At 50.9% G+C, this 21,458-nt stretch carries 19 protein-coding genes; 4 read left to right on the forward strand and 15 right to left on the reverse strand.

Going from position 1 to position 21,458, the window contains the following annotated elements; all coding sequences use genetic code 11:
* Window positions 1–3: 3 nt before the first annotated feature.
* The 11 genes from scpB to RIC19_RS02165 all read right to left on the reverse strand — a co-directional run bounded on the left by scpB (window position 4) and on the right by RIC19_RS02165 (window position 10,932).
* Window positions 4–609 (reverse strand): SMC-Scp complex subunit ScpB, encoded by a 606-nt coding sequence (gene scpB, locus RIC19_RS02115; RefSeq protein WP_350176345.1) that lies wholly within the window; start codon window positions 607–609, stop codon window positions 4–6.
* A 39-nt stretch (window positions 610–648) separates the two neighbouring features.
* A complete protein-coding gene (locus RIC19_RS02120) occupies window positions 649–1,545 on the reverse strand; it encodes a hypothetical protein (RefSeq protein ID WP_350176347.1) in 897 nt (298 codons plus the stop codon).
* 70 nt (window positions 1,546–1,615) lie between these two features.
* Window positions 1,616–4,795 carry a hypothetical protein gene (locus RIC19_RS02125; RefSeq protein WP_350176349.1) on the reverse strand — a complete coding sequence of 1,060 codons (3,180 nt, stop codon included), beginning with the start codon at window positions 4,793–4,795 and terminating at the stop codon, window positions 1,616–1,618.
* Window positions 4,792–5,145, reverse strand: a complete 354-nt coding sequence (locus RIC19_RS02130) for a hypothetical protein (protein WP_350176351.1) — start codon at window positions 5,143–5,145, stop codon at window positions 4,792–4,794. Before RIC19_RS02130 ends, RIC19_RS02125 begins: the two co-directional genes overlap by 4 nt.
* Window positions 5,146–5,501: 356 nt before the next feature.
* Entirely contained in the window at window positions 5,502–6,176 is a 675-nt protein-coding gene (locus RIC19_RS02135; protein WP_350176353.1) for a hypothetical protein, read from the reverse strand.
* A gap of 191 nt (window positions 6,177–6,367) precedes the next feature.
* A complete protein-coding gene (locus RIC19_RS02140) occupies window positions 6,368–6,766 on the reverse strand; it encodes an SET domain-containing protein (protein WP_350176355.1) in 399 nt (132 codons plus the stop codon).
* A gap of 2 nt (window positions 6,767–6,768) precedes the next feature.
* Complete coding sequence (locus tag RIC19_RS02145; protein WP_350176357.1) at window positions 6,769–7,830, reverse strand: VOC family protein; 1,062 nt, start codon at window positions 7,828–7,830, stop codon at window positions 6,769–6,771.
* A 109-nt stretch (window positions 7,831–7,939) separates the two neighbouring features.
* Complete coding sequence (rfbD, locus tag RIC19_RS02150) at window positions 7,940–8,812, reverse strand: dTDP-4-dehydrorhamnose reductase (RefSeq protein ID WP_350176359.1); 873 nt, start codon at window positions 8,810–8,812, stop codon at window positions 7,940–7,942.
* Between the two features lie 43 nt (window positions 8,813–8,855).
* Entirely contained in the window at window positions 8,856–9,353 is a 498-nt protein-coding gene (locus tag RIC19_RS02155; protein WP_350176361.1) for a hypothetical protein, read from the reverse strand.
* Window positions 9,354–9,428: 75 nt separating this feature from the next.
* Window positions 9,429–10,001: a class I SAM-dependent methyltransferase gene (locus tag RIC19_RS02160; RefSeq protein WP_350176363.1), complete on the reverse strand. Its 573-nt coding sequence runs from the start codon at window positions 9,999–10,001 to the stop codon at window positions 9,429–9,431.
* Window positions 10,002–10,050: 49 nt separating this feature from the next.
* Complete coding sequence (locus RIC19_RS02165) at window positions 10,051–10,932, reverse strand: pirin family protein (protein ID WP_350176365.1); 882 nt, start codon at window positions 10,930–10,932, stop codon at window positions 10,051–10,053.
* Window positions 10,933–11,088: 156 nt separating this feature from the next.
* Here RIC19_RS02165 and RIC19_RS02170 point away from each other — a divergent pair, with 156 nt between their 5' ends.
* Together RIC19_RS02170 and RIC19_RS02175 are read left to right on the forward strand one after the other, a co-directional pair.
* The gene (locus tag RIC19_RS02170) at window positions 11,089–11,424 is read left to right on the forward strand and encodes a nucleotidyltransferase domain-containing protein (RefSeq protein WP_350176367.1); all 336 of its coding nucleotides are present in this window, start codon (window positions 11,089–11,091) and stop codon (window positions 11,422–11,424) included.
* Window positions 11,424–11,837, forward strand: a complete 414-nt coding sequence (locus RIC19_RS02175) for a HEPN domain-containing protein (RefSeq protein ID WP_350176369.1) — start codon at window positions 11,424–11,426, stop codon at window positions 11,835–11,837. Before RIC19_RS02170 ends, RIC19_RS02175 begins: the two co-directional genes overlap by 1 nt.
* 75 nt (window positions 11,838–11,912) lie before the next feature.
* Here the strand turns inward: RIC19_RS02175 and RIC19_RS02180 are convergent, their stop codons facing one another.
* The 4 genes from RIC19_RS02180 to RIC19_RS02195 all read right to left on the reverse strand — a co-directional run bounded on the left by RIC19_RS02180 (window position 11,913) and on the right by RIC19_RS02195 (window position 17,396).
* Window positions 11,913–13,451: a glycosyltransferase family 39 protein gene (locus RIC19_RS02180; RefSeq protein WP_350176371.1), complete on the reverse strand. Its 1,539-nt coding sequence runs from the start codon at window positions 13,449–13,451 to the stop codon at window positions 11,913–11,915.
* 252 nt (window positions 13,452–13,703) lie between these two features.
* On the reverse strand, window positions 13,704–15,122 hold the full coding sequence (locus tag RIC19_RS02185) for a hypothetical protein (protein WP_350176373.1): 1,419 nt from the start codon (window positions 15,120–15,122) through the stop codon (window positions 13,704–13,706).
* Window positions 15,112–15,666: an RNA polymerase sigma factor gene (locus RIC19_RS02190; RefSeq protein ID WP_350176375.1), complete on the reverse strand. Its 555-nt coding sequence runs from the start codon at window positions 15,664–15,666 to the stop codon at window positions 15,112–15,114. Before RIC19_RS02190 ends, RIC19_RS02185 begins: the two co-directional genes overlap by 11 nt.
* 179 nt (window positions 15,667–15,845) lie before the next feature.
* Window positions 15,846–17,396, reverse strand: coding sequence for a hypothetical protein (locus RIC19_RS02195; RefSeq protein ID WP_350176377.1), 1,551 nt, complete (start codon window positions 17,394–17,396; stop codon window positions 15,846–15,848).
* 1,005 nt (window positions 17,397–18,401) lie between these two features.
* Here RIC19_RS02195 and RIC19_RS02200 point away from each other — a divergent pair.
* Both RIC19_RS02200 and RIC19_RS02205 read left to right on the forward strand, forming a co-directional pair.
* Window positions 18,402–19,667, forward strand: coding sequence for a PKD domain-containing protein (locus RIC19_RS02200; protein ID WP_350176379.1), 1,266 nt, complete (start codon window positions 18,402–18,404; stop codon window positions 19,665–19,667).
* Window positions 19,668–19,679: 12 nt separating this feature from the next.
* Window positions 19,680–21,440, forward strand: a complete 1,761-nt coding sequence (locus RIC19_RS02205; RefSeq protein WP_350176381.1) for a PKD domain-containing protein — start codon at window positions 19,680–19,682, stop codon at window positions 21,438–21,440.
* Window positions 21,441–21,458: the final 18 nt, after the last annotated feature.

Here is a 21,458-nt window from a genome sequence, read left to right on the forward strand (position 1 = left end):
TTGCTATTCCTCTTCATTCAGGTTGTCGCCTTCGGCGATGTCTTCTTCAATGGGCGCTTTTTCGCCAATTTCGAAATCGGCTTCTTTAAACTCTTTGGGCTTAGGCAGGTCCTCCAGGCTTTTCAGGCCGAAGTAGTCCATGAATTTGGAACTTGTGCCGTAGAGCAATGGCCGGCCGGGCCCTTCATCACGCCCTGTAATTTCAACAAGCTCCTTTTCCAATAGTTTTTGTACGGAGTAATCGCAACTGACCCCACGGATTTTTTCCATCGTCGATTTGGTGATCGGCTGCCGGTAGGCTATGATGGACAACGTTTCCAAGGCTGCTCTGGACAGGCGCTTCCGGGTGGTCTGCCGCAAAAAAGTACCCACCGTATTGTGGTAGGCGGGCTTGGTCAGGAACTGATAGCCCCCTGCAATCAGGGCAAGCTCAAAGCCGTAGTGGTCCTGCGCGTACCGTTCCTGAAGGGCGGTGATGTTTTCCATCAGCGCCTCGTCCGTAAAGGTAGCCTCCAGCACCGCTTCCAGGCAGTCGCGGATTTCCTTCAGCGTGATGGGCTCATCCGAAACAAAAATAAGGCTTTCGATATGTGGAATGATTGGGTCCAAACTGATCATTTTTGCGAAAATAGGTGAACCCGGCCGGTTTTACAAGCATTGCCGCTGCCGGGCATTCTGAAAATCGAGAGAACGTACCAGCCGCTTGTAGGTCAGCTCATTGGCGAAAGGGTTTTCGGTGGCCGTAGCGGTCTGAAAAATGAAAGCAGCATATCCGGACAACCCGTTTTGTGCATAGGCAATATCAAGTAGGCACTCGATGAAAGGCAGGGACTGTTCCGGGTGTTGCTGCGCCTGTTGTTCCAGCGCAAGCTGCCGGTAACTTTTGATCTGTTCCGTTGTGGGGTGGTCGAACTGTATCGCATTCCAGCCGGGCCGGTCGCCCACGTAGCGGGCCGCAAACTGATCGCCTTCCCGGAGTGGCAGCCCGCTGGGCAGGATCGGTTGGGCCAGCGGAGGCAGTACCTCCCGGCCACTGTAAGACTTATCGTTGATTTTGAAGCTGTAGCGGACGGTGGTTTGGTCATCATGCTGATAAATGCCTTCGACCCGGCATTCTGTTGGTTTGCCATGATAGCGGATCAGCTCGGCGCGTGCCTCCGGATCGGTTGTCTCTTCTTTCAGGCTACGCCCCACGATGGTGACCGCCGTTACGGCAAGTGCCAGCAGCAGTACAAAAACCAGCGTTTGCTTCCAGTGCTTCTGCTCCAGAAGGCGGCGGGCTTTGTTGCGGGGCGTATCCACTTCCTTGTCCATACGGAAGCCGTAGAAGAACTTCCCGTTCTTACGCTCAATATCAATATGAAACAGCTCATCATCCAGAAAAAGGGGATAAGAGCGGGTGTCAAAGACTTTAAAGTCAATCAATACCACCTTTTGATTGCAGTACACCATGAGATGCCCTTCCCGAATGCTATGGAAAAGCCCGACCGTATACCGTTGCCCGGTATCGCTGGCGTATGTCCAGGTGAGTTGGTGTGGTAGCATCGTTCTAAAGGTACGAAGCCAATGGGAAAAATGCTATGTCTTCTGCTTGTTTGACCTGGGTTTAACAATCTTACCGGACAAACAAGGTTTTCAAAGGGACATCCACGCCGAAACTCAGGAAAAAGCGGGTCGACTGCAGGGTGATCTGCTCGCCCTGCAGTTCCCGGTATTGGGGCCCGTATTGAGCGCCAACCCCCGTGTAGAAGGGAGAGTTCTTGAAATTATAGTGCAGTTGCAGCCCTGGCCTGAAGACGTTTTTGAAGGTCAGGTCCGTTTCTCCAAACTGGGTGTCGCCCGGCACATAAGTAAAAAAGCTGCCCAGGTCAATCAGGCTCAGGAAGAGGGAAATCGAGTGCCCGTCCAGCTGCTTGGTCTGAAGGGTCGTCTCGTTGATCTCGATGTGGCGTTTGCCCAACCTCCGGCTAATGGAAAACCCAATGGGCATGGTTGGCATGACATTGATGAAGGTCTCTTCTGTATTGCTGCTGTTTTGTTCCCAGGTTTCCTGCCCGGTGGAGGCACCGAGGTAGGCATTCAGGGCTACGGTTACGTCCTTTTTCCGTTTGAGGCGAGAACTGCCCGGCGGGTCAGCAATACCCTCCATCAGGCTTTGGACTTCATTGGTAGATTGGGCATCAACGAGCCCGGCAATGAAGTAGCCGTACTCAGTGAGGAAGCTCAGAAATTCGCTCAATTCCTTCTGCCCCGATGGGTCGCCCTGAAATACCGGCGCCAGACTGGTAAACAGGCCCAGCGTTGCCCCCATCGCCTGCCGATGGTCGCGGCGGTTGAGGTGGTACACCATATCAAGGAGTTTTTGGGAAATCTCAGGTACCGGCTTGAGCCTGGGGTTGCTCTCTACCAATGGCAGCAGCTGCCCGTTGTTGTTGGGGTCAACCATCAGCGGGAGTTCGAGAATTCGGTTGAGGGTATTGACCACAAAAGCGGCTTTGCGGTAAAACAGCAAGGTGTCCTGCTCAATCGTCAGCGTATCTGGCGAAGTGAGGGCAGGCAGGTCCGCTACGGTCAGCTGCACCAGCTGTGCCAGCCCGTCCGGTGAAATGTCGCGGATCTGCTTGACCTGCCGCATACGTTGGTATAGTAGCCCGAGGAAGGCCGGCCGGAGGTCAGAGTCATTCAGTGCACTGTCCAGCACCGGGCGTTCTATCCACATCCGAACCGGGTCTGAAGAGCGCAGGCAGTAAGTCAGTTGAGACACCGACTCGGTCAGAAAGAGCATAGGCTCTGCATTGCGCTGCAGTTGGTAGGGTACAGCTGCGTAGGAGGTATCGACGTTGCGGAGTTCGGTTTTTAAATTGCTCAACTCATTTTTGAGCTGCTGCACCTTGAAGACGAGCCCGGAGTAGGGGTGTGCGGGCTGTTGCCCGAGCAGGTAGATACTGATCGGGTGCTGAGGGGGCAGTTCGGCATCCTCGCCCATGATCCTTTCGTTGAGTGAGAAGAGCCGCTCTTCGATGGACTGCAGTTCTTCCTGCCACTCGCGGATAAGCCCCTGACGGGTGACCTTGCGCGACAGCAGCTCAATGCGCACCGCCGGGCTGTTGATATCGTAGGGCTCACTGAGCATATTGCCGAGGACCTGGAAAGCCAGCCCTTGCTGATAGCTCAGGCTGTCCCGGTTACCCCAATAGGCTTTGGTGTTCTCTACGGCAATAAAGAGGGTCTGCCGCTTGAGTTCGAGGTTCTGGTAGACCCGGGCGTCAAGTTCTTTGGGCAGCACTTTGTATTTCCACTCATTGAGCCTGCGATGGTAGAGGGTCAGGTCAGCCACCCAGTTGTCCAGGAGATCGGCCAGGGTTTGGTCTTCGTACCATGCGCCGTCCAGCCGGCGGGCAATTTCCAAACCGGCAGCAATGAGCATGCGTTCGGTGGGCTCCTCCGCAAAGTAGCGGTCGTATGTGGGCACACTCCGGATACCCATGAGGTAAGCGCTGTCGAGGCGCCCCTGCAACAGATAGGGCAGGAAGTTCAGCCGGTAGCCCTCGGCCTCGTCGCTCATCAATGTGCCCAGGTTGTATGCCGGCTTAAAGAGGTAAGAGAAATGGGGGGTTGCTCCCTGAACGGTTGTACTGTCTGTACTGGACCGCCTTCGGTTTTCAATGGCTTGCAGGCTGTCTTCCAGAATGTTCTCCGCCTCATTCAGGCCCAGGTAGATTGTGCTCAGCAGATTGGTGACGGTTTTCGTTTTAGCGTGCAGCTTGTCGAAACCGGAGCCCTGCTTCATGGTATCGGCAAGGGTGAAGTTGAGTTTTTTCCCATTTTCTTCGTAATTGCTGAAAAGGTTGCGGTGGGTAACACTCATGACGTCGCCCAAAGGTATCTCGTTCTGCGAAAGCCCGATGATGGTATAGACGGTCAGCAGGTTGTACATAATGGGGTCAGTCTGCAAGGCTTCAAACCGCTCGTCTTCCAGCAGGATAATGGGCAGGCGGACGCTCAAGAGCTGTAAGTCCTGATAGAAAGCACTGCGCACCCGGTCCAGGAAAGACTGGGAATAGCTGAAGCTGGTACTGCTGACTTCGCTGAACACCGTTGGGAACAGGAGTTTGACGGGCGGGACTTCCTTTTCCAGGAAGCGGTCGAGGAAGTTGGTGGCGACTTCCTGTTGGGCCCTTTCGAGCACAAAGTGGAACACGCCCTCCAGCAGTACGCTGGTGTTCACCATTCCGTTATCGATGTTTCGGTTGCTGGTTTTAGCAGCGCTCTTCAGTGCCAGCCGGCTCTCTACCGGTGGAATGGTGTACCGCTGCAGGGCTTTGGAAATTGAAAGGTAGTCAGCCATAGTCTGGCCTTCATTGCTCTTTAAAGCGCGGGCCATTTGCTCTCTGGGCGCTCGTTGCAACCGGGTTCTTTGTGCTTTGTACCTGGCCATAGACAGGCTGTCCGGTACTTCTGCGTACTGCTTCAGCTGTCTGAAGGGGAGCCACTCTGCCAGCACCTGATTGTGTTGGTAGTGCTCAGCGGTCTTGAGCAGTTCTGCTGCCGTCTCACTTTGGGGCATATCAGAGGCATCGTACTGCTGCAGGATGGCCATCGTATTCGCAAAAGCCTGGGCGATGGAATCGGCGTTGAGGCTGTCTACCGGTTGCTCCAGCAGGCGTTTGGCTTCCACGAGCCTTGCGGCGTCCTCAATCAGGCTTTGACCCTGCAGGCCTGTAGCAAAAAGCCCGCTAAGCAAGCAGAGGGCCAGGGTTCGGAATAGGTAAGGCATAGTGTTTCGCTTGGTCATTGGATAATAGGGGTTGAATCTTTTTTTACACGGGCCCAGTCGCAAAATAGAAGAAGGGCCTGCTGTACTTCCTCCGCTGTTTTGCTTTCGGCAGTAAGGCTGTTGATGAGTTGCAGGGTTTGAAGTTGTGCTTCGTCAGAAGTCGACGTGCCGAATACCAAACTGGTCCGCAGGCTGTCAGACAGGGCCTTTACTTCTGAGCGAAGGAGGAGGAATGCAGAGTCGTTGAGCATCGCCTGCCCCGCTTCCATCAGGCTGTCCTCCTTAACCCGGCAAGTGATCTTGAAATCCGTGAGGGCTTCAAGCAGCTGGGCTTCCCATCCACCCACACGAGCCCTTAGGCTGTCCATTAAAGCCAGGCTGTCCCTGACCCTGATCTCCCCAGCCGATTCACTGGTACTGGTGGGTTCGGCGCCGTGACCGCAACTGACTGCACCCAAACAAAGGCATAGTGCTGTGGTAAGAAGTCGATACCGAGCGCTTGTTGGGGTTTTGCTTTTGGTGCGAACGCCGGCAGGTGTTGTTCTGATCAAGGTTCGATGAGGGCGCATTGCCATAGTTACGCGACCGGCCTGCCCGTACCGCTTTGGCTGTGGGCTTTGGCCACCGGAGTCCGCACGAGATTTTGGCAGGCCGGAGCGGAACGCTGAGCGGGGCGAAAATTGACCAGAGCTGGCCGAAGTGTGAAATCCAGACAGGTTCTTACTCATGAGTCCTCTTTTTCATTGGAAGGGATTTGGCGCTCCACAAAATCATTCAGGGTCTGGTAGGCTGATTTGAAATCTGCAACCGTTCCGGCTGATTTTATCAGGTCAGAGAGGAGTTGCATCAAGCGGATATGGTCTTCGTTGCTCTGTACGCTGTTTTCCCGCAAATGCTTGCGGTAGTCGGCAAGCAGGAGGGTGAAGGATTCTTCGAGAATGATTAGTTCTTCATCGCTTTCCAGGTCATGCCCTGCTTCGGTGAGGGTGCTCTTTGTTTGCCGCAGTGCCCGCCTGACTTTGAGGAGTTCATCCAGCATTTTTTGGTTCCAGACGGAAGTGTCAGCCTGATTGGAAAAGGCCTGTAGTTTGGAAAGGAGGTTGTCTTTCAGAAACAAAAGCAGGTGTTCCACTTTGTCCAGAAAGTGACCGGTTTCCGTTTCCGGCGCCATTTTAACGGCAACAATAGCCTGCAAAAGCTCATGGTTGTCGTACTCTACCGCATGTGCCCAAAGCGCTTCGTTATTGAAGTCTTTCTCCAGTTGAGCGATTTGCGCCTGTGTTTCGGATAGACGGGTACCCTCCTCTGTATCAGTGCTTTGGATGTTTTGAAGCTTGGAAATACAGGATTGGTGAATATCCCGGAGTAAAGTAATGAGTGTTTCGTTTTGAGCTGGCATGGGGCTGGGTTTTATGAATTGGGCAGTGGGTCATGCCCGCTACCATTACCGAAAAATAGTTATTTTTCTGAAAAGAACTGCTACTGCATCATCAACAGTAGGGTTCTGTGCCTTTGTTGAGGGGGGAGCCCGAAATTAAGTTAGGCGGAAGCTACGTAGTTTTTAGCAGAGATACCAGACGATAGGAGCTCTTAGCTTTCCAGTCTTCTGGCCATGAACCAGACTTCGTCCTCATCGGTAGGATGGCCATTGTAGTTGACTGTGATTTCTTCGCCGGCTTTCAGGGAGCGTAAGGTCATAAAGTGGAGGGCCTGCTCGTCAAAGTCGGGCAGGTATACGGCATTGGGCGTGTAGCTGTGATTGTAGAGCGATCCATACCCTAGCGCGATAGCGCAGGCATTCTCCTGCTCACCCCAGAGAAAGTAATAGTCATACAGCCCGGTTTGGTCGAGATGTTTGAGGTGCTCCCTGGGCATCACAATAACGGGGCATATTTCCAGTAAGGCTCTTTCCGGCACCTCGGCTGCTGTGAAGACTCCGCGACCGCCTAAGTCACTTGCTGCGTAGTATAAAGAAGGGATTCGCTGCATGATTATTCCGTTACCCTTGACAGCCCCATCGCCTTAATCATCCAGCGGGGCAGGGGTTTGGAAGGTTGACGCTTTTTGAGGTTAAGGTACCAGCCCAGTTTTTTCATTATGGGCACCTTATGGGTTTCCACAAATTCGATGAGGGTGCCATCGGGGTCTTCTACATAACTGAAACGGCCTGCGGCCTCGCCCATATCGAAGCTGTTGCTGCTGTCTACGGTAAAGGGGAAGCCCGCCCCGGTACACTTGGCTTTGAGTTCATCCATGTTCCGTACGTCAAAACAAAGGTGGATGAAGCCGAGGTCGCCCCAAAGGCGCTCGCCATAAATTTTACGAGGCTCCCGCCCGCCTTTTAATTGTACCAGTTCGATTTCGCTACGACCAAGCAGGGGAGCAAAAGCGCCGGCCCGCTCGGCTTTGTGCCGCAGTAACACCCGACGGACCGGATGCTGACCGCCGGGTACTTTCCCGAGGCTGGTGAAGGTGCCTTCCTCATCAAAAATGACCTCGTCGTAGCCCAGGACATCACGGTACAGCTTTAACGCAGCATCAATGTCGGAAACGCCGATGATGGCACCATAGATGCCGCCAGTCAGTTGCTTGCGGTCCTGAAACCAGTCTTGAGCTTCCACAACCTGAAAGACATTGCCGTAGGGGTCTTGGGCAAAGAAGTTGAGGGCTCCCTGCCCAACCCGGTGCACTCCGGACAAACAGATTACACCGTTAGCCTGATAATAATCATAGGTCTTTTGTGCATTGGGCGTCTTGATTTTCCCGGCGAAAATGCCGTAGTCCCCCATTTGAATATCAAAAGCAGAAGGTTGAGGCTCACGGGAGGTATACTGCCAGATTTCAAACCCACCACCACCCTGCATATTCAAAGCAAGTATCGCATAGCGGCTGCGCGGCTGCCCACCAGTGTAGGGGAGCATCAGCCCGGCTTCAGCCTTTTCCGTGAAAACGGGTACATCGGTGCCAAAGTATTTTCGGTACCACTTCCAGGCCTCGTCGGCATCTTTTACGCCTACCCCCATTTGCTGAATGCCACTGATAATATAGCTCATGTCTGATCTTGATCGTTCTTGTTATCCGATGAATACTTTGACCGGGGCTGGAAAAGAAGGACGAAATTAAGTCAAAAATTCTAAAGTCGAGTGGTCAGCTAGTCATTTTTTACAGGCGCTCCAACATGGCTTTCAGGTCGTCCTGCCAGTGGGGGATGGCGAGCCCGAATGCCGATTTGAATTTGGCCTTGTTGAGCAGGCTAAAGGGGGGGCGCTGCGCGGGCGTAGGGAAATCTTTGGTCTCTATAGGCAGTACCTCACAGGTTAGCCCTTTGGCGTCAATCGCTGCTTTCGCAAAATCGTACCAGCTGCAAACCCCTTCGTTGCTGTAGTGGTAGATGCCGTGCCATTTTTCCTGGCTTACCGTACCCATGCGGTGCAGTTGGATGACCTTGAGCATAGCATCGGCGAGGCTGCGGGCGTAGGTCGGGCTGCCAATTTGGTCAAACACCACCGTCAGCCGGTCGCGCTCCCCGCCCAGGCGGAGCATCGTTTTGACAAAATTGTGCCCGAAGGTGGAGTACACCCAGGACGTGCGCACAATCATGCTGTGGTCGTGGGCCTCCAGGGCTGCTTTTTCTCCGTCCAGCTTGGTTTGGGCGTAGACGCCTTTGGGCTCGGTGGGGTCGTCTTCCCGTAGCGGGCGGTTGAGGCTGTTGTGGTAGACGTAGTCGGTGGAGAAGTGGATAAAGGGGGCACCATGCTTATGGCATTGAGTGGCCAGGTGCTGTACGGCGGTGACATTAACGGCTTTCGCCAAATCAGTCTCCGTTTCGGCTTTGTCCACGGCCGTATAAGCTGCGCAATTGATACAGTAATCCGGCTGCTGCTCGTTGAAGAACTTTTCGACCGCATCACCATCGGTAATGTTCAGTAAGGTCCGGTTGGTGAAGATAAATTGTATATCGGAGCGCTGTGCGGCCAGTACCTGCAGTTCGCGCCCTACCTGTCCGTTGGCGCCGGTGACGAGTATTTTTGCCATGGGGTTGTGCGTATTTGGTTCGAATGGCTAAAGATAGCAAAACTTACCGGGCAACCGGGCTTAGCGCCTTCCACAAAACTACGACAAAAGGCGCTGCAATAGCCACCCAGTAAATGAGTTGAAAGGTACGGTGCCGGTAAGCGGAAGGCGTGGCAGGTTTTTGTGCCTGCTCCACAAATACGCCGATGTTATACAGCAGATTGGCAATGCCCATATAGATCAGGTAAATCACGATGAGGAAGAGGACCTGCCGGGGCTGCACCTGAAAGGCTTCTCCGGTAAAGGCGGCTACCCGCCACCGCATGAGCGCATAGTAGACAAGCAGGACCACCGCGCCCGAGGCGAGCAGGCTTCGGTTGAAGGTGCTGCGGCGGGCTTCCCACCATTCGATAGCTTCCGCGCCTTCGCCGGTGCGGGTCAGGTCTTCATCGAGGGGGCCGGTGCCGTTGGTGCTTTCGCGCAGGCTGCGCAACAGATAAACCGACAGCGGCAGTACGCCGATGATCAATATGAGGATCAGAAAGAGAAAGAAATTGCCCATGTGTTGTTAACATCGACAGTCTGTTTTTGATCGCGGGCGGCTGCAAATATTGTCTTGTGCTCTGGCACCCAACTGTTAGGTCTGTTTTCGGACTATGAGCATCTTGTACTTTGTGGTAGAGGTGTGACTGGAAGCCTGATCCTTGAATTCGTAAACAAGACTGGTCTTGTCCACTAAATCAATTTCCTCGAACCTGAAGAGCAATGCATTCAGTATTTCTACTTTTTTCCCTACATCCTGTATGCATACTGTAATGTAGGCGCCCGGCTTTGCGGTCTTCAAAATACGTTCCAGCAAACCAACCTCCCGGGCTCTTTCTTTTTTCCCAAAGTGGAACAGGCTGTCCAGCAGGATGAAATCATATTGGTCGAAAGCAGTGTATTCGTAAATATCGCCAACGATGCCAGTTAAGGGCAGATGCTCGCGGTAAGCAATTTTATTCATCTGCTCAATGCCAACCGCAGAGTGGTCTATTCCGGTCACTTCATACCCCAGGCGGGCCAGCGCAATAGCGTCTCTTCCCTGCCCGCAGCCTACATCCAAAAGCTTGCCGCGGTGGCTAAGGCCGGCGTAAAAAGCCACCAGCTCGGGGTAGGGGGCGCCGAAGAGGTTTTCGGTTTGGTAGTGCTTGTCGTAGCCTACACTCATAGCTTTGCTGTTTGCGTTTCGTCTGCTATCCATTTGTTGTTGGCCATTTTCACCTTATAAAATCAGGAAAGGGAATGTAGGTATTGTCCCCCGGCACCTTAGGGAACTGCTTATCTATCCATTCCGCTTTGGCTCTTTTTAGGCGGTCTTTGCTGTGGGATACGAAGTTCCACATTAAAAACCGCTCTTCGGGCAAAGGCTCGCCTCCGAAAAGCAGAATTTGGGAGTTGGCATCAAGACAGATCTCACATTCCTCATCCGTTTTGCTGATCAGCATCTGGCCTGCCTCTACCTTTTGCCCCTGACTGCTGATTGCCCCTTTTACGATAACAAATGCGACTTCTCCCTTGAGCTGCCCGCTTAAATCCAACGTCGTTTCTTCGGCAGTGAAAATATCCACCATGAAAAAGGGAGAATACCCCTGTAGCGGAGCGGATTTGCCAAAAGCCTGGCCGGCCACCAGTTTAATTTGCAACGGGCCCTGCGTCCAGGAGGGAATATCCTTACTTGGATAGTAATCAAACCGGGGCTCCATCTCTTCCTGTGCTTTAGGCAAGGCTACCCAGATTTGATACCCGTGCAGGGTGGACATCTTCCCGTCCCTCCGATCCTGCGGGGTCCTTTCGGTATGCGTCACCCCCTTGCCTGAAGTCATAAACCCCACATCTCCCGGCCTAATGACCTGCACGCTTCCTATGCTGTCCCGATGTTCAATTTCCCCTTCAAACAAATACGTCAGGGTACTTAACCCGGTGTGCGGATGCTGGTCCACATCCACATAAATGCCATCGCCAATCCGGGCAGGCCCCATATGGTCGATGAACGTAAAGGGCCCCACCTGCCGTTTCTTGCGGAAGGGCAGCAACCGGCCGACCATGAAGTTTCCAAGGTCTTTCTGGCGTTCGTCTACGATGAGTGTGTTGTTGGCCATGGCTTGTTTTGTTGAGTGCTTTTACAATGGGGTATTACCCTAAAGATATTATACAGGAATATGATGCAGCCCAATATATTTTTAAGTTTGGACAAAGAGGGCAGATGGATTGATTTTTTACCGCTATATGCTTAACTTTCCCAAAAGAGCGAGATTATGGAAAGGGCCGAATTTAACGGAATACCTGAAAGGGTAAAAGCAAAAGTAGCTGAGGTAGATGCGGAAGCCAGAGTGATCCTTTTTGGCTCAAGAGCGCGGGGGGATCATAAATCCGACTCAGACTGGGATTTCCTGATCATTACCCGGCAAAAAGTTTCCCCATCCATCTATAATAAGATAGGAGCGCTTTTATACGACATTGAGCTTGATGCAGAACAGATCATTTCTTACATCATTGAAAATGAAGATATCTGGCATAAATATCAAGCGTCAGAGCTGTATAAGTATGTGAAGGAGGAAGGTATTGAGGTATTCGTTTCAAAAGCTGCATAATGAGCTATTCAAAAGAGGCTTTAGCCCAGTATAGGATAGATCGGGCAATGGAATCTATCGATGAGGCTAAAATTCTTGCTGAAAAAAATCATTGGAACACAACCGTTAGCCGACTTTATTACGCCTGCTTTTACGTTGCATCAGCTTACCTCATCGCAAATAATATCAAGGCAGGAACTCATAATGGAGTTAAGACAGCCTTCAACAAAGCGTTAATCAAGACTGCCATCATTCCCAAAGAATACGGGCTAATTTATTCCAGGTTATTTAACCTCAGGCAGGATGCAGACTACAGGGACTTTAGAGATTTTTCAGAGCATGAAATAAGCCCTCTGATTGAAGCAGTGGAGATGATTGTTGAGGAGTTGGTTTCCATAATAAAAGGTCACGGCAGGGGAAATTCAAACCGTTAGCGTACTGAACTTTTATACCTGAGCCTATTTACATTATAAGCTTTAGATATAGCAAAGCTCCTCAATTAACTCCTGCTATTCCCGAATATCATAGATCAAAATCCCCTTGTACGCCCCGATTTGTTTCTTTAAGAAAGGTTGGTACATGGGTTTTTCCAGATAGCTGCTGTCATTGATAATGAGGAATTCTGCCCCTACTTTTTGAAACCCGGCTACGGTATAGTCACCGCCGTTGAAAGCCTCTGAGTATCCCGGATTATTCATCAGGTAAAGCGTGATATTGGGGCTTTTGTCCCGAACGCTCACCACCTTGGCATGGCGGCTTACTCCTATGGAACGGAGGTAGGGTTCCAGTTCGTAGGAACCTTCGGGCAGTCCGCTCCGGAACCGGTCATCGGTGTAGCGCACTTTTTGAATCTCGCGGTTCTGCATCAGCCCCAGGATGCTTAGCACGAAAAGGCCGGCTACCGGGACAGCCTTGATGAGCCAATGCCGCCCCTGAAACGCCCGCCTTCCCCATTCCAATAAGGTGATCAGCAGAAATGTCGGATATATGGCAAAGGTTAGCCAGTAATAATCATGCATGGGAAAGGCTTTCAAAAAGAGCAGCCCGTAGCCTCCACACCCCACCAGCAAAAGGAGGGTAATCCAGCGCAACAGCTCATGCATCCTTAGGAAGAGCCCCAGGAACAAAAGCGTCATAGCGCCCAGCGTATACAACCATGCCGGGTGCATCAAATGAGGAAGCCAAACGTCCTCTACCATATACTCCAGCAGTTGCCAGTCGTCCTTATTCATTTCCCAGAAGGGTAAAATACCGATCAGGCTTTGGTTGTTGCCATATACATCGTTGTAATAACGGGCGTATTCGTACCAGGCTACATTCAAAGCGATGACGGCCACGGCAATTCCAACCCAGTGCAGCAGGTGATTTCGGGGTATGAAAGCGTTGGGGAACAAGCGCCCCGGTAGCAAGCTGAGCAGGCCAACCGCAAGAATGGCAATGAAACTAATCCCTTCCGAAATCTTCAGCAGACAGGCGATGAGCATAAAAAAAGCCATCAAGTAAAGCCATACCAGCTTTGGGTTGTCCCGGTATCTGAAGAAAGCATACCATCCAATCAAAACCAGCCCTATTGCCGGGGCATTAGGCAGAAAGTTGTTGCTGTAATAAAAGAAGACTGGAAAGGTGCTCATCAGGGCTACCGGAAACAGAGCGAGACCGCCACTACCCGTCAACCGCTTCCCGATCAGGAACAAAAACCACCAGCCTGCCATAACGATCAGGAGGTGGGTGCCCCGGTGGAACACTTCATGGACCCCAAACCAATCATACAATATACTGATGAAGTAATAGGTGACCGGGAATTCTGCGATAGCGTAGCCATTTTTCCCAGCCTGATTGTGCAGCTGTGGTGTCCAGAAAGAGACTTCATTCTGATGAAAATTCAGTGATTGGCTGGCACTGTCTGCCTGCCGCCACTGATGCACGCTGCGCGGGCGGTAGAACAGGCTTTCGTGGGCATTGGCGGAGAAGAGTAAAATCAGTAAGTAACCCAGGAAAATAAAAATCCAGATGCTATTTTGTTGGTGGTTAAGCTGGCGCGCTGTCATATCCTTTTATGTTAAAGAATTAGAGCAATGTCATACAATGGTTCAAATATAGCTGAAAGATGGTTGATTTTAAGGGTTTAAAAAGAGGAATATTTGAATGACAGCAAAAGGATGCATTAGACTCCTACAGCCAGTCAACAGGACCGAAAGTAAAGTCTGCCTTGATTACTACAGAGGCCCGAACTGAAGCTCCTCCCAAGCCCTCCAGGCTCTTCAAAAGAGCAGGCGGCCAAAAACCTCCACCCAATCCTTTTACAACCTACGAAAGACCCCAACTCCAAGGTTAAGTACCTCTGGCCGTATTTCAAAGCCTGGAACTGTGCTCCAGTTGGTTAGGCCCCTTTGGTACTGCGCCTCGATCATGACGCCCAGGCTTGGTGTGATTTGGTAGCCCATCCTTCCCATCACCAGCCCATGGATGCCCCAGCGGTTGTCGATGAGCCTGGTGGCTGGCCCGTCCATTTCCTGTAGCTCCCCCTGATAGATGTAGCGGCCTTTGTTGTGGCTGAGCACATTGACCGCGCTGCCAACCGACAGGCCAGCTTGCCATCTTTTGCCAAAAGTCCAGGATTTACCGATGGCGAGTGGAATTTGGAGGATGCGGTATTGATTGTAATGGCGGATATTTCGGGTGGCGTCTACACTGACTTCCACATCTCCGCGTACGGCAGTGGAATTGCCCGTTAAAGTGCTGACCTGTATTTCGACAATCGTATCCTGAAGGGTAACCGTTGTGTAGTCTTCTATGCGCTGACTCCACTGCAGTTGAGTCTCCAGCTGCTGGTATTGCAGCCCGGCAGTCAGGGTGTAGTTTTTGCCGAACCGGTGGGTGTAGCTCAGCTGGGTGTAGTAGGACAGGATGGACTGTTCATAGTTGGCATTTTCGGGTAAGTTCTGCCCATATCCCGGGTTCCATTGGGAAACACCGCTGTGCAGGGACAGCTGACGGGCGGGTATCAGGCTGGCTTCAGCTTCAGTATTCGCTGCTATCGGAAGGAGCGTTTCTGCTGCTTTCCTTTGGGGCGCTAAGTTCAGTGTAGCCAGGTTCGCCAGTGCAGCGATTGGGGGCTGTATTGCTGGTGTTTCTGCTGTAATGCCTGCCGTATGACCGGAATCGTTCAGTGATTCTTCAGTGCTGTCTAAACTCTTCTTTGGAGAAGAAAGGCTGTTACCAGGCAACAGAGAAGGGGAAGGTTTGAATGGTGCTTCTGAGCTTGTTGTACGCTGATCTTTTCTGCCATTTACGGGAGGTAATGCTACTGCTGTTTCAGGCCTTTCATTAGTGGCTGCTGCTGATGTTTGCTGGTCCATTTGTAGCAAAGCGTCGTCTGTACGCTCACCTTTATCCTTTGCGGAAGTAACTGGCAGGGAAGAAGATGAAGCAGCTGGTGCGGCTGCATCTGCTATCGGTTGCCCGGGCTCAGAAGAGGCCAAGCCTTTGAAGTCCAGCAACAAGCCATTATTGAAGAAGAGGACAGGCAACAGGCACAACAGCAGCGTGGACACGATCCTGATAATATCGCCATTGGACTGCCCATTTGAAGGCGGTGCTTCCAGAGCCTCCATCTTTTCCAGGATACCCTCCTCCATCTGCTCCCAGCTCAGTTCCGGCGGCAGGCCCGTATCGCTCTCCGAGAAGCGCTTGTTGAGTTTGTTTTGATCAGAGTCCATTCGCTAATGTTTTATAGTTGTTGTTGATCAGGTGCTTCTTAAGCCATTTTCTTGCCCTCAGGTATTGAGAGCGGGAGGTTTCAGGGCTGATTTCGACCAGCTCAGCTACTTCTTTGTGGGTGTAATCGTCAATGGCAATCAGCATAAAGACCTGCCGGTAGCCATCCGGCATTTGCGAAAGCAACATTTCGATATCTGATTTGGATAGCTTTGTTAGCTGAGCTTCCAGGTTTTCGTTGGGTTCCCTGGTAGTGGGTGTCAGTGGGACCACAACGGACCTTTTCCTATTTTTCCGGAGGTGCTGCATACATTGGTTGATGACAATTCTACGTAACCAGGGTTTGAAGTCTTTAGAAGTGTCAAAGGTGTTCAGGCTTAGGAACAGTCGCGCAAAAACCTCCTGAAGGATATCTTTGTGGTCGTTGGTGCTTGAGATGTATCGCCTGATGATGGAAAAGGCATAAGGGGCACAGCTTTCATAGATGATTTTGAAAGCCCCCTTGTCGCGCCGTACCGCAGCATTTATGACGTTTGTTTCAACCACGGGGCAGGTCGTTTTGGCAAGCGTGGACTGGCTTGACGGTGGACTGAAGACCCGATTCTTTATTTTTCATCAATGTCATTATGTCGGTAGTTACTAATGCGAAAATTAATGTTGGACTCCGAAAAACGGATGTTAGCTTTCCGGAGCTCCAACACGCTGATATAGTCTACAACCAGATACTATTCACAACTTGAAATAAAGCTGCAAACGTCGGCATTGCTGTTCAAGGTTAGGGTAGCGCCATTTTCCTCAATCACGGTGATTGGGAAAATCAGTGTCGCTTCACCGGGACTGAACGGGCTGACCACTGCCATGTAATCATCCCTGTTGTTGATATTGTAAAGCGTGCCTTCCACTTCTATCTGTACCGGATACTCGAAGTCGAATGGGCAGTCGAATACACTGAAGAAGTTATAGGCACTGAAAAACAAGGGTACGTGTATGGTTTGATCGTCATCGCTCGGGTTGTCACATCCTGGGAAATTGTTATCGTCATCGAAGCAGGCATTGACGTAATCGCAAATTTCATCCCTGTTATTCAGTATGGTTTCGGTACCGGTTTCCGTATTGGTTGCGGAAATGGGGTAGATGATTTCAATGGCATCCACCTGTGTAGCATACATGCCGAACACATCAAAATAATCAGCGATGCTATTCAGCGTATACGTTATGCCTTCCGCCTGCACCTGAGCGGGGTAGTTAACAGTATAGCAGCTGCCTTCATTGAAAAACAGAATGATATGGCCCTCACTCGAACCGCAGTCGCCGCCGTCGCCAATATCAATTATGATTCCACAGGACTCCAGAGCTGAAATGAATTCATCATCATTTGAAACGGTGAGCTCCTCATCGTCTAACAGGGATTGAAGTGTAAATGGATAGATCAACTGGAACTCCTCACCTGCATTCAGAATAGTGGTGGCATACTCACTTTCTGTATTGACTTCTGTAGTCGTGCCATCGCTCAACTCCAACGTGAAAGGGAATTGCAGTTCCCAGCACCCAAATCCGGTGACCTCAAACTGGCCGTTAACCACAACCGGAGGATTAACGCCCATACCATCACAGCTTTCGACGAGATTGAAGAACCCGTTGTAGCTCTCGATTTCAATTTCGCTCCCGTCGACATTCAGGACGGTTATTGGAAGCGTAAAGTACAAGTCATCTACCGTAGCACTCAAATCGATAAGTTCTGATTCGCTATCAGCCGTGTACGTATTGCCTTCCAGGTCTTCCAGTGCAACGGGGTAGACCAGGTCGAAACATAAGTCAGTAAAAGAAAAAGCAGGAATAAGATTACCTGCTATGCTACCATAATCCCAGCCGTTGGAGGGTATACAAGCCACAAAGCTGAGGCCCAACTCTTCAATGGAGGCAACCTGTGCCGTTTCGCCTTCGCCATTCAGAATATCCAAAGGGTAAATAAAGTCTACTGCCGGGTCCATAGCGATAGTGTCTATCGACGCCGTAAATTCACCCTCGGAGTTAATAGTGATGGTACTTCCTGACTCCAAAGCCATATCGAAGGGGTAAAGGATCGAAAGGCACCCCAGCTCTAAACCCTCAGGGTTGTTGGTGCTCATAGCCAGGAAGAGGGGGTTGGTCTCATTGACCTCCGGCTGGTAATCTGGCTCATCAATGACGATTTCGTCCATATTATCCTTTTCACAAGCAGCAAAAAGGACAGCAATAAAGACCAGCAGTATATTTAAACGGATTGAAAATTTCATAACAATTTTAATGTTGTCGGTTCTTAAATGAAAAAACTACCGTACGGTTTACACTTGACTATATGCAAAGGGGGGAGCGGGCGTTGCACGGGGTGGTGTTTTTTTCAAAAACTTTGAGAAGATACACTGGAGCCGCATGCTAGCGCTATAGTCCGGCCGCCAGTTGAAGTTGATGCGGAAATCGCTGAAGCTTTAAGCGTCGAGGGCAAAACTTAACATTGACTTAATCCGCCTTGCTGCGGGATGCCAAGAAATATTGTGATATTGACATTGTGCTTATTAATGCCCTCAATGCGGACAAGCAGCGCCTATCTCAATTCAACCTGCAAGTAACTGATCGCTTTCTGGAGGCGGATTTGAGCACTTACCCAAAAGGGCTGTACATTGCTGTTATTCATTTGATAGACGGCAGCACCCAAAGCGTAAAGGTCATTAAGTAATTGCTTCAAAAAAGAAGCCATGCTGCTTGAGGTTTTCAGGTGGCATGGCTTTTCTAAAATACGAATCATGCGGTATTTTATTGGTTATTTACTTTTATTCTGTTGCCCTCTCCTACATGGCCAATTACACGATTACAATTGGATGATGGGATACAGCGGTGGGGAAGGCACAGATACAACGAATGAGTTTGGGCTGATGTGGTGGAGGTTCGAAGATGAAAACCTAGAGATTATTGATCACCAACATCAGGGGTATGCAACACTTTGGGAAAACAATGTATCGTACAGTAATAGCACAGGACAACTATTCTCATACTATGATGGTCAAAATATTTATAACCAAGAGCATCTTGCCATGGATATTGGCTCCAATTGGCACGAAACTGAATATCCAACTGGGTGGATAGCACCACAACTCGGTTTAGCTCTCCCAATTCCTAATTCAGAGCATTCTATGTCCATTATTAATTCTACTACGAACTCATTTCCTGATTTAACTCCAATCTCAAATATTGCAGGAGAAGATTTACTGTTTTCAGTTATTGATCTTTTGGAAAATAATGGCTTGGGTAAAGTCATACTTCGAAAAGAAGAAGCCTTACAAGATACTCTGGATTTTGGCAAATTGAGCGCCTGCCGACATGCGAATGGTCGTGATTGGTGGATAATTGTAGCCAGGTATACTTTTAATGAATTTCACCGGTTTCTTTTGACTCCAACCGGACTTGAATGGGTGGGCACTCAACAAATCGGGGATAAATTGATTATCGGGGTAGGTCAGGCCTTTTTCACTCCAGATGGCAATAAGCATATCCGGTATAACAGTGTAGGAGGTGGAGAACAGGACAACTTGAATATTTTCGATTTTGACCGTTGCACAGGGTTGCTCAGCAATCCCCGTCAGGAAGCTTTTGATCAATTTGGAGGAGGAGGAGGTGCGGCAGTAGCAAAAGGGTCCCGGTATTTATACCTTGGAGCGGGCATCCATCTCTATCAATATGACCTTTGGGCAGATGACATTTTATCAACTCGTACTCAGGTTGCCGAGTACGATGGTTTTATTGATTTTAATCCTACTACTTTCTACCAATCGAAGCGTGGCCCAGATGGTAAAATATACATTTGCGGTGGAGTAGGCACCCGTTATATGCACGTTATACATAATCCCGATGCCCCCTGCCCAAACTGTCGCATAGAGCAGCGCGGTGTGGAGCTGCCTACTTTTAATGCCGGCTCCGTCCCCAACTTCCCCAACTACCGCCTCGGCCCCATAGACGGCAGCCCCTGCGATACCCTCGGCATCGACAATATCCCGCTCTCCCGCTGGCGCTATGAGCAGGATACGCTCACGCCCTTCACCGTGCAATTTTATGACCTGAGCGACTACGAGCCGGCCACCTGGTTCTGGGACTTCGGCGAGGGCAGCAGCAGCACGGATACCCTGCCGGCTCATACTTTCCCCGGCCCCGGCGCCTACGAGGTCTGCCTCACCGTCAGCAACGCCAATGGCAGTGATACGAAGTGCAAAACACTGGAGTTTACGGAGCCGGTCTCCACTGCCCGGCAAGCCGAAACAACCCCGCTTGCCACCGCTTTTCCCAACCCCTTCCGGGAGCGCTTCAGCCTGTCGCTGCGGGCGGGTTGGCTGCCCGTGCAAGCCGATGCCGTGGTATACGATGCGATGGGCAGGCCCGTCCTCACGCAGCGCCTTTCCGCGGGCTTCAACACACTGGATTTGAGCGGGCACCCGGCGGGCGTCTACACCTGGCGGGTGGAGGAGCAGGGGCGTGTACTGGAAGTGGGGAAGGTGGTGAAGATTGGTAATCGGTAAAACTATTGTCTTATGCGGTATTTTATAGTTTGTTTACTTCTGTTTTGTGGCCCTCTCTTATATGCCCAATTACACGACTACAATTGGATGATGGGATACAGCGGTGGGGAAGGCACAGATACAACGAATGAGTTTGGGCTGATGTGGTGGAGATTTGAGGATGAAAGCCTTCAGGTCCTGGATCATCAGCATAAAGGGCAAGCAGATCTTTGGGAAAATAATGTTTCTTACAGTGATGGCCTAGGGGAACTTTTTTTGTATTTTGATGGAAAGAGTATTTATAATAAAGAGCACGCTGAAATGGAGGGCGGCAATGATTGGAATCCTAATGGAGAGCAGAGTGGTTGGTTTTCTCCTCAGGCAGGTCTAGCTCTTGATTTACCAGGATCAGATAGTCTTATTGCTTTAATTAATACTCATTACAATTCCTTTGATTTGGATGCTCCGTTTTCATTAGCAGGTGAAAATTTATTTTTTTCTGTAATCAGTAAAAATGCCAATGGAGAAGATGGGAAAGTATTGATTAGAAAAGAGATAGCGCTTTTGGATACGCTCGACTTTGGAAAGCTAAGTGCGTGTCGGCATGCTAATGGTCGGGACTGGTGGGTTCTCGTTCCTCGTTATACTTTTAATGAAATCCATCGTTTTTTACTATCACCGGTTGGATTTGAATACTTAGGGCTCCAGGAAATTGGAGGGGGAGCAAGTATTGGGCTTGGGCAAGCCTTCTTTACGCCAGATGGAATGAAACACATCCGTTATCATAGCATAGGAGGTGGAGAGGGAGATCATCTTTCGATTTATGATTTCAATCGCTGCACAGGGCTCTTGAGCAACCCAAGAAATGAAGCTTACGAAAAAATTGGTTTTGGCGGTGGCGGAACAGTAGGGCACGGTTCTCGTTACCTATATTTGGGTTCTGGCATTCATTTGTATCAATATGATCTATGGGCGGATGATATTTTATCGAGCCGGGCTCTGGTTGCCGAGTACGACGGTTTTATTGATTTTAATCCCACCACTTTCTACCAATCCCAACGCGGTCCCGATGGTAAAGTATACATTTGCGGTGGAGTCGGCACCCGTTTCATGCACGTCATCCACGATCCCAATGCGCCCTGCCCGGATTGCCGCATAGAACAACATGGTTTAGAGTTGCCCACATTCAATTTAGGCTCCATCCCCAATTTCCCCAACTACCGCCTCGGCCCCATAGACGGCAGCCCCTGTGATACCCTCGGCATCGACAACCTCCCGCTCTCCCGCTGGCGCTATGAGCAGGATACGCTCACGCCCTTCATGGTGCAGTTTTATGACCTGAGCGACTACGAGCCGGCCACCTGGTCCTGGGACTTCGGCGAGGGCAGCAGCAGTATGGATACCCTGCCCGCTCATACGTTCCCCGGCCCAGGCACCTATGAGGTCTGCCTCACGGTCAGCAACGCCAATGGCAATGATACGAAGTGCAAAACACTGGAGTTTACAGAGCCCGTCACGGTCTCCCAGCAAGCCGAAACAGCCCCACTTGCCACTGCTTTCCCCAACCCCTTCCGGGAGCGCTTCAGCCTGTCGCTGCGGGCGGGGTGGCTGCCCGTGCAAGCCAATGCCGTGGTATACGATGTTATGGGCAGGCCCGTCCTCACGCAGCGCCTGTCGGCCGGCTTCAATACACTGGATTTGAGCGGGCACCCGGCGGGCGTCTACACCTGGAGGTTGGAGGAGCGGGGGCGTGTGCTGGAAGTGGGGAAGGTGGTGAAAATTGGTAATCGTTGAAGGCTTGTTTTAAAGGAG

This window comes from Phaeodactylibacter sp., from assembly GCF_040219495.1.
GTDB lineage: Bacteria > Bacteroidota > Bacteroidia > Chitinophagales > Saprospiraceae > Phaeodactylibacter.

What these genes read in the sequence shown, in the direction of transcription:
- RIC19_RS02195 (WP_350176377.1), bottom strand. Translation starts at nt 17,396, where the DNA reads ATGAAATTTTCAATCCGTTTAAATATACTGCTGGTCTTTATTGCTGTC.
- RIC19_RS02180 (WP_350176371.1), bottom strand. Translation starts at nt 13,451, where the DNA reads ATGACAGCGCGCCAGCTTAACCACCAACAAAATAGCATCTGGATTTTT.
- RIC19_RS02160 (WP_350176363.1), bottom strand. Translation starts at nt 10,001, where the DNA reads ATGAGTGTAGGCTACGACAAGCACTACCAAACCGAAAACCTCTTCGGC.
- RIC19_RS02135 (WP_350176353.1), bottom strand. Translation starts at nt 6,176, where the DNA reads ATGCCAGCTCAAAACGAAACACTCATTACTTTACTCCGGGATATTCAC.
- rfbD (WP_350176359.1), bottom strand. Translation starts at nt 8,812, where the DNA reads ATGGCAAAAATACTCGTCACCGGCGCCAACGGACAGGTAGGGCGCGAA.
- RIC19_RS02205 (WP_350176381.1), top strand. Translation starts at nt 19,680, where the DNA reads ATGCGGTATTTTATAGTTTGTTTACTTCTGTTTTGTGGCCCTCTCTTA.
- RIC19_RS02130 (WP_350176351.1), bottom strand. Translation starts at nt 5,145, where the DNA reads ATGGACAGCCTAAGGGCTCGTGTGGGTGGATGGGAAGCCCAGCTGCTT.
- RIC19_RS02145 (WP_350176357.1), bottom strand. Translation starts at nt 7,830, where the DNA reads ATGAGCTATATTATCAGTGGCATTCAGCAAATGGGGGTAGGCGTAAAA.
- RIC19_RS02170 (WP_350176367.1), top strand. Translation starts at nt 11,089, where the DNA reads ATGGAAAGGGCCGAATTTAACGGAATACCTGAAAGGGTAAAAGCAAAA.
- RIC19_RS02185 (WP_350176373.1), bottom strand. Translation starts at nt 15,122, where the DNA reads ATGGACTCTGATCAAAACAAACTCAACAAGCGCTTCTCGGAGAGCGAT.
- RIC19_RS02140 (WP_350176355.1), bottom strand. Translation starts at nt 6,766, where the DNA reads ATGCAGCGAATCCCTTCTTTATACTACGCAGCAAGTGACTTAGGCGGT.
- RIC19_RS02175 (WP_350176369.1), top strand. Translation starts at nt 11,424, where the DNA reads ATGAGCTATTCAAAAGAGGCTTTAGCCCAGTATAGGATAGATCGGGCA.
- RIC19_RS02120 (WP_350176347.1), bottom strand. Translation starts at nt 1,545, where the DNA reads ATGCTACCACACCAACTCACCTGGACATACGCCAGCGATACCGGGCAA.
- RIC19_RS02165 (WP_350176365.1), bottom strand. Translation starts at nt 10,932, where the DNA reads ATGGCCAACAACACACTCATCGTAGACGAACGCCAGAAAGACCTTGGA.
- RIC19_RS02125 (WP_350176349.1), bottom strand. Translation starts at nt 4,795, where the DNA reads ATGACCAAGCGAAACACTATGCCTTACCTATTCCGAACCCTGGCCCTC.
- RIC19_RS02155 (WP_350176361.1), bottom strand. Translation starts at nt 9,353, where the DNA reads ATGGGCAATTTCTTTCTCTTTCTGATCCTCATATTGATCATCGGCGTA.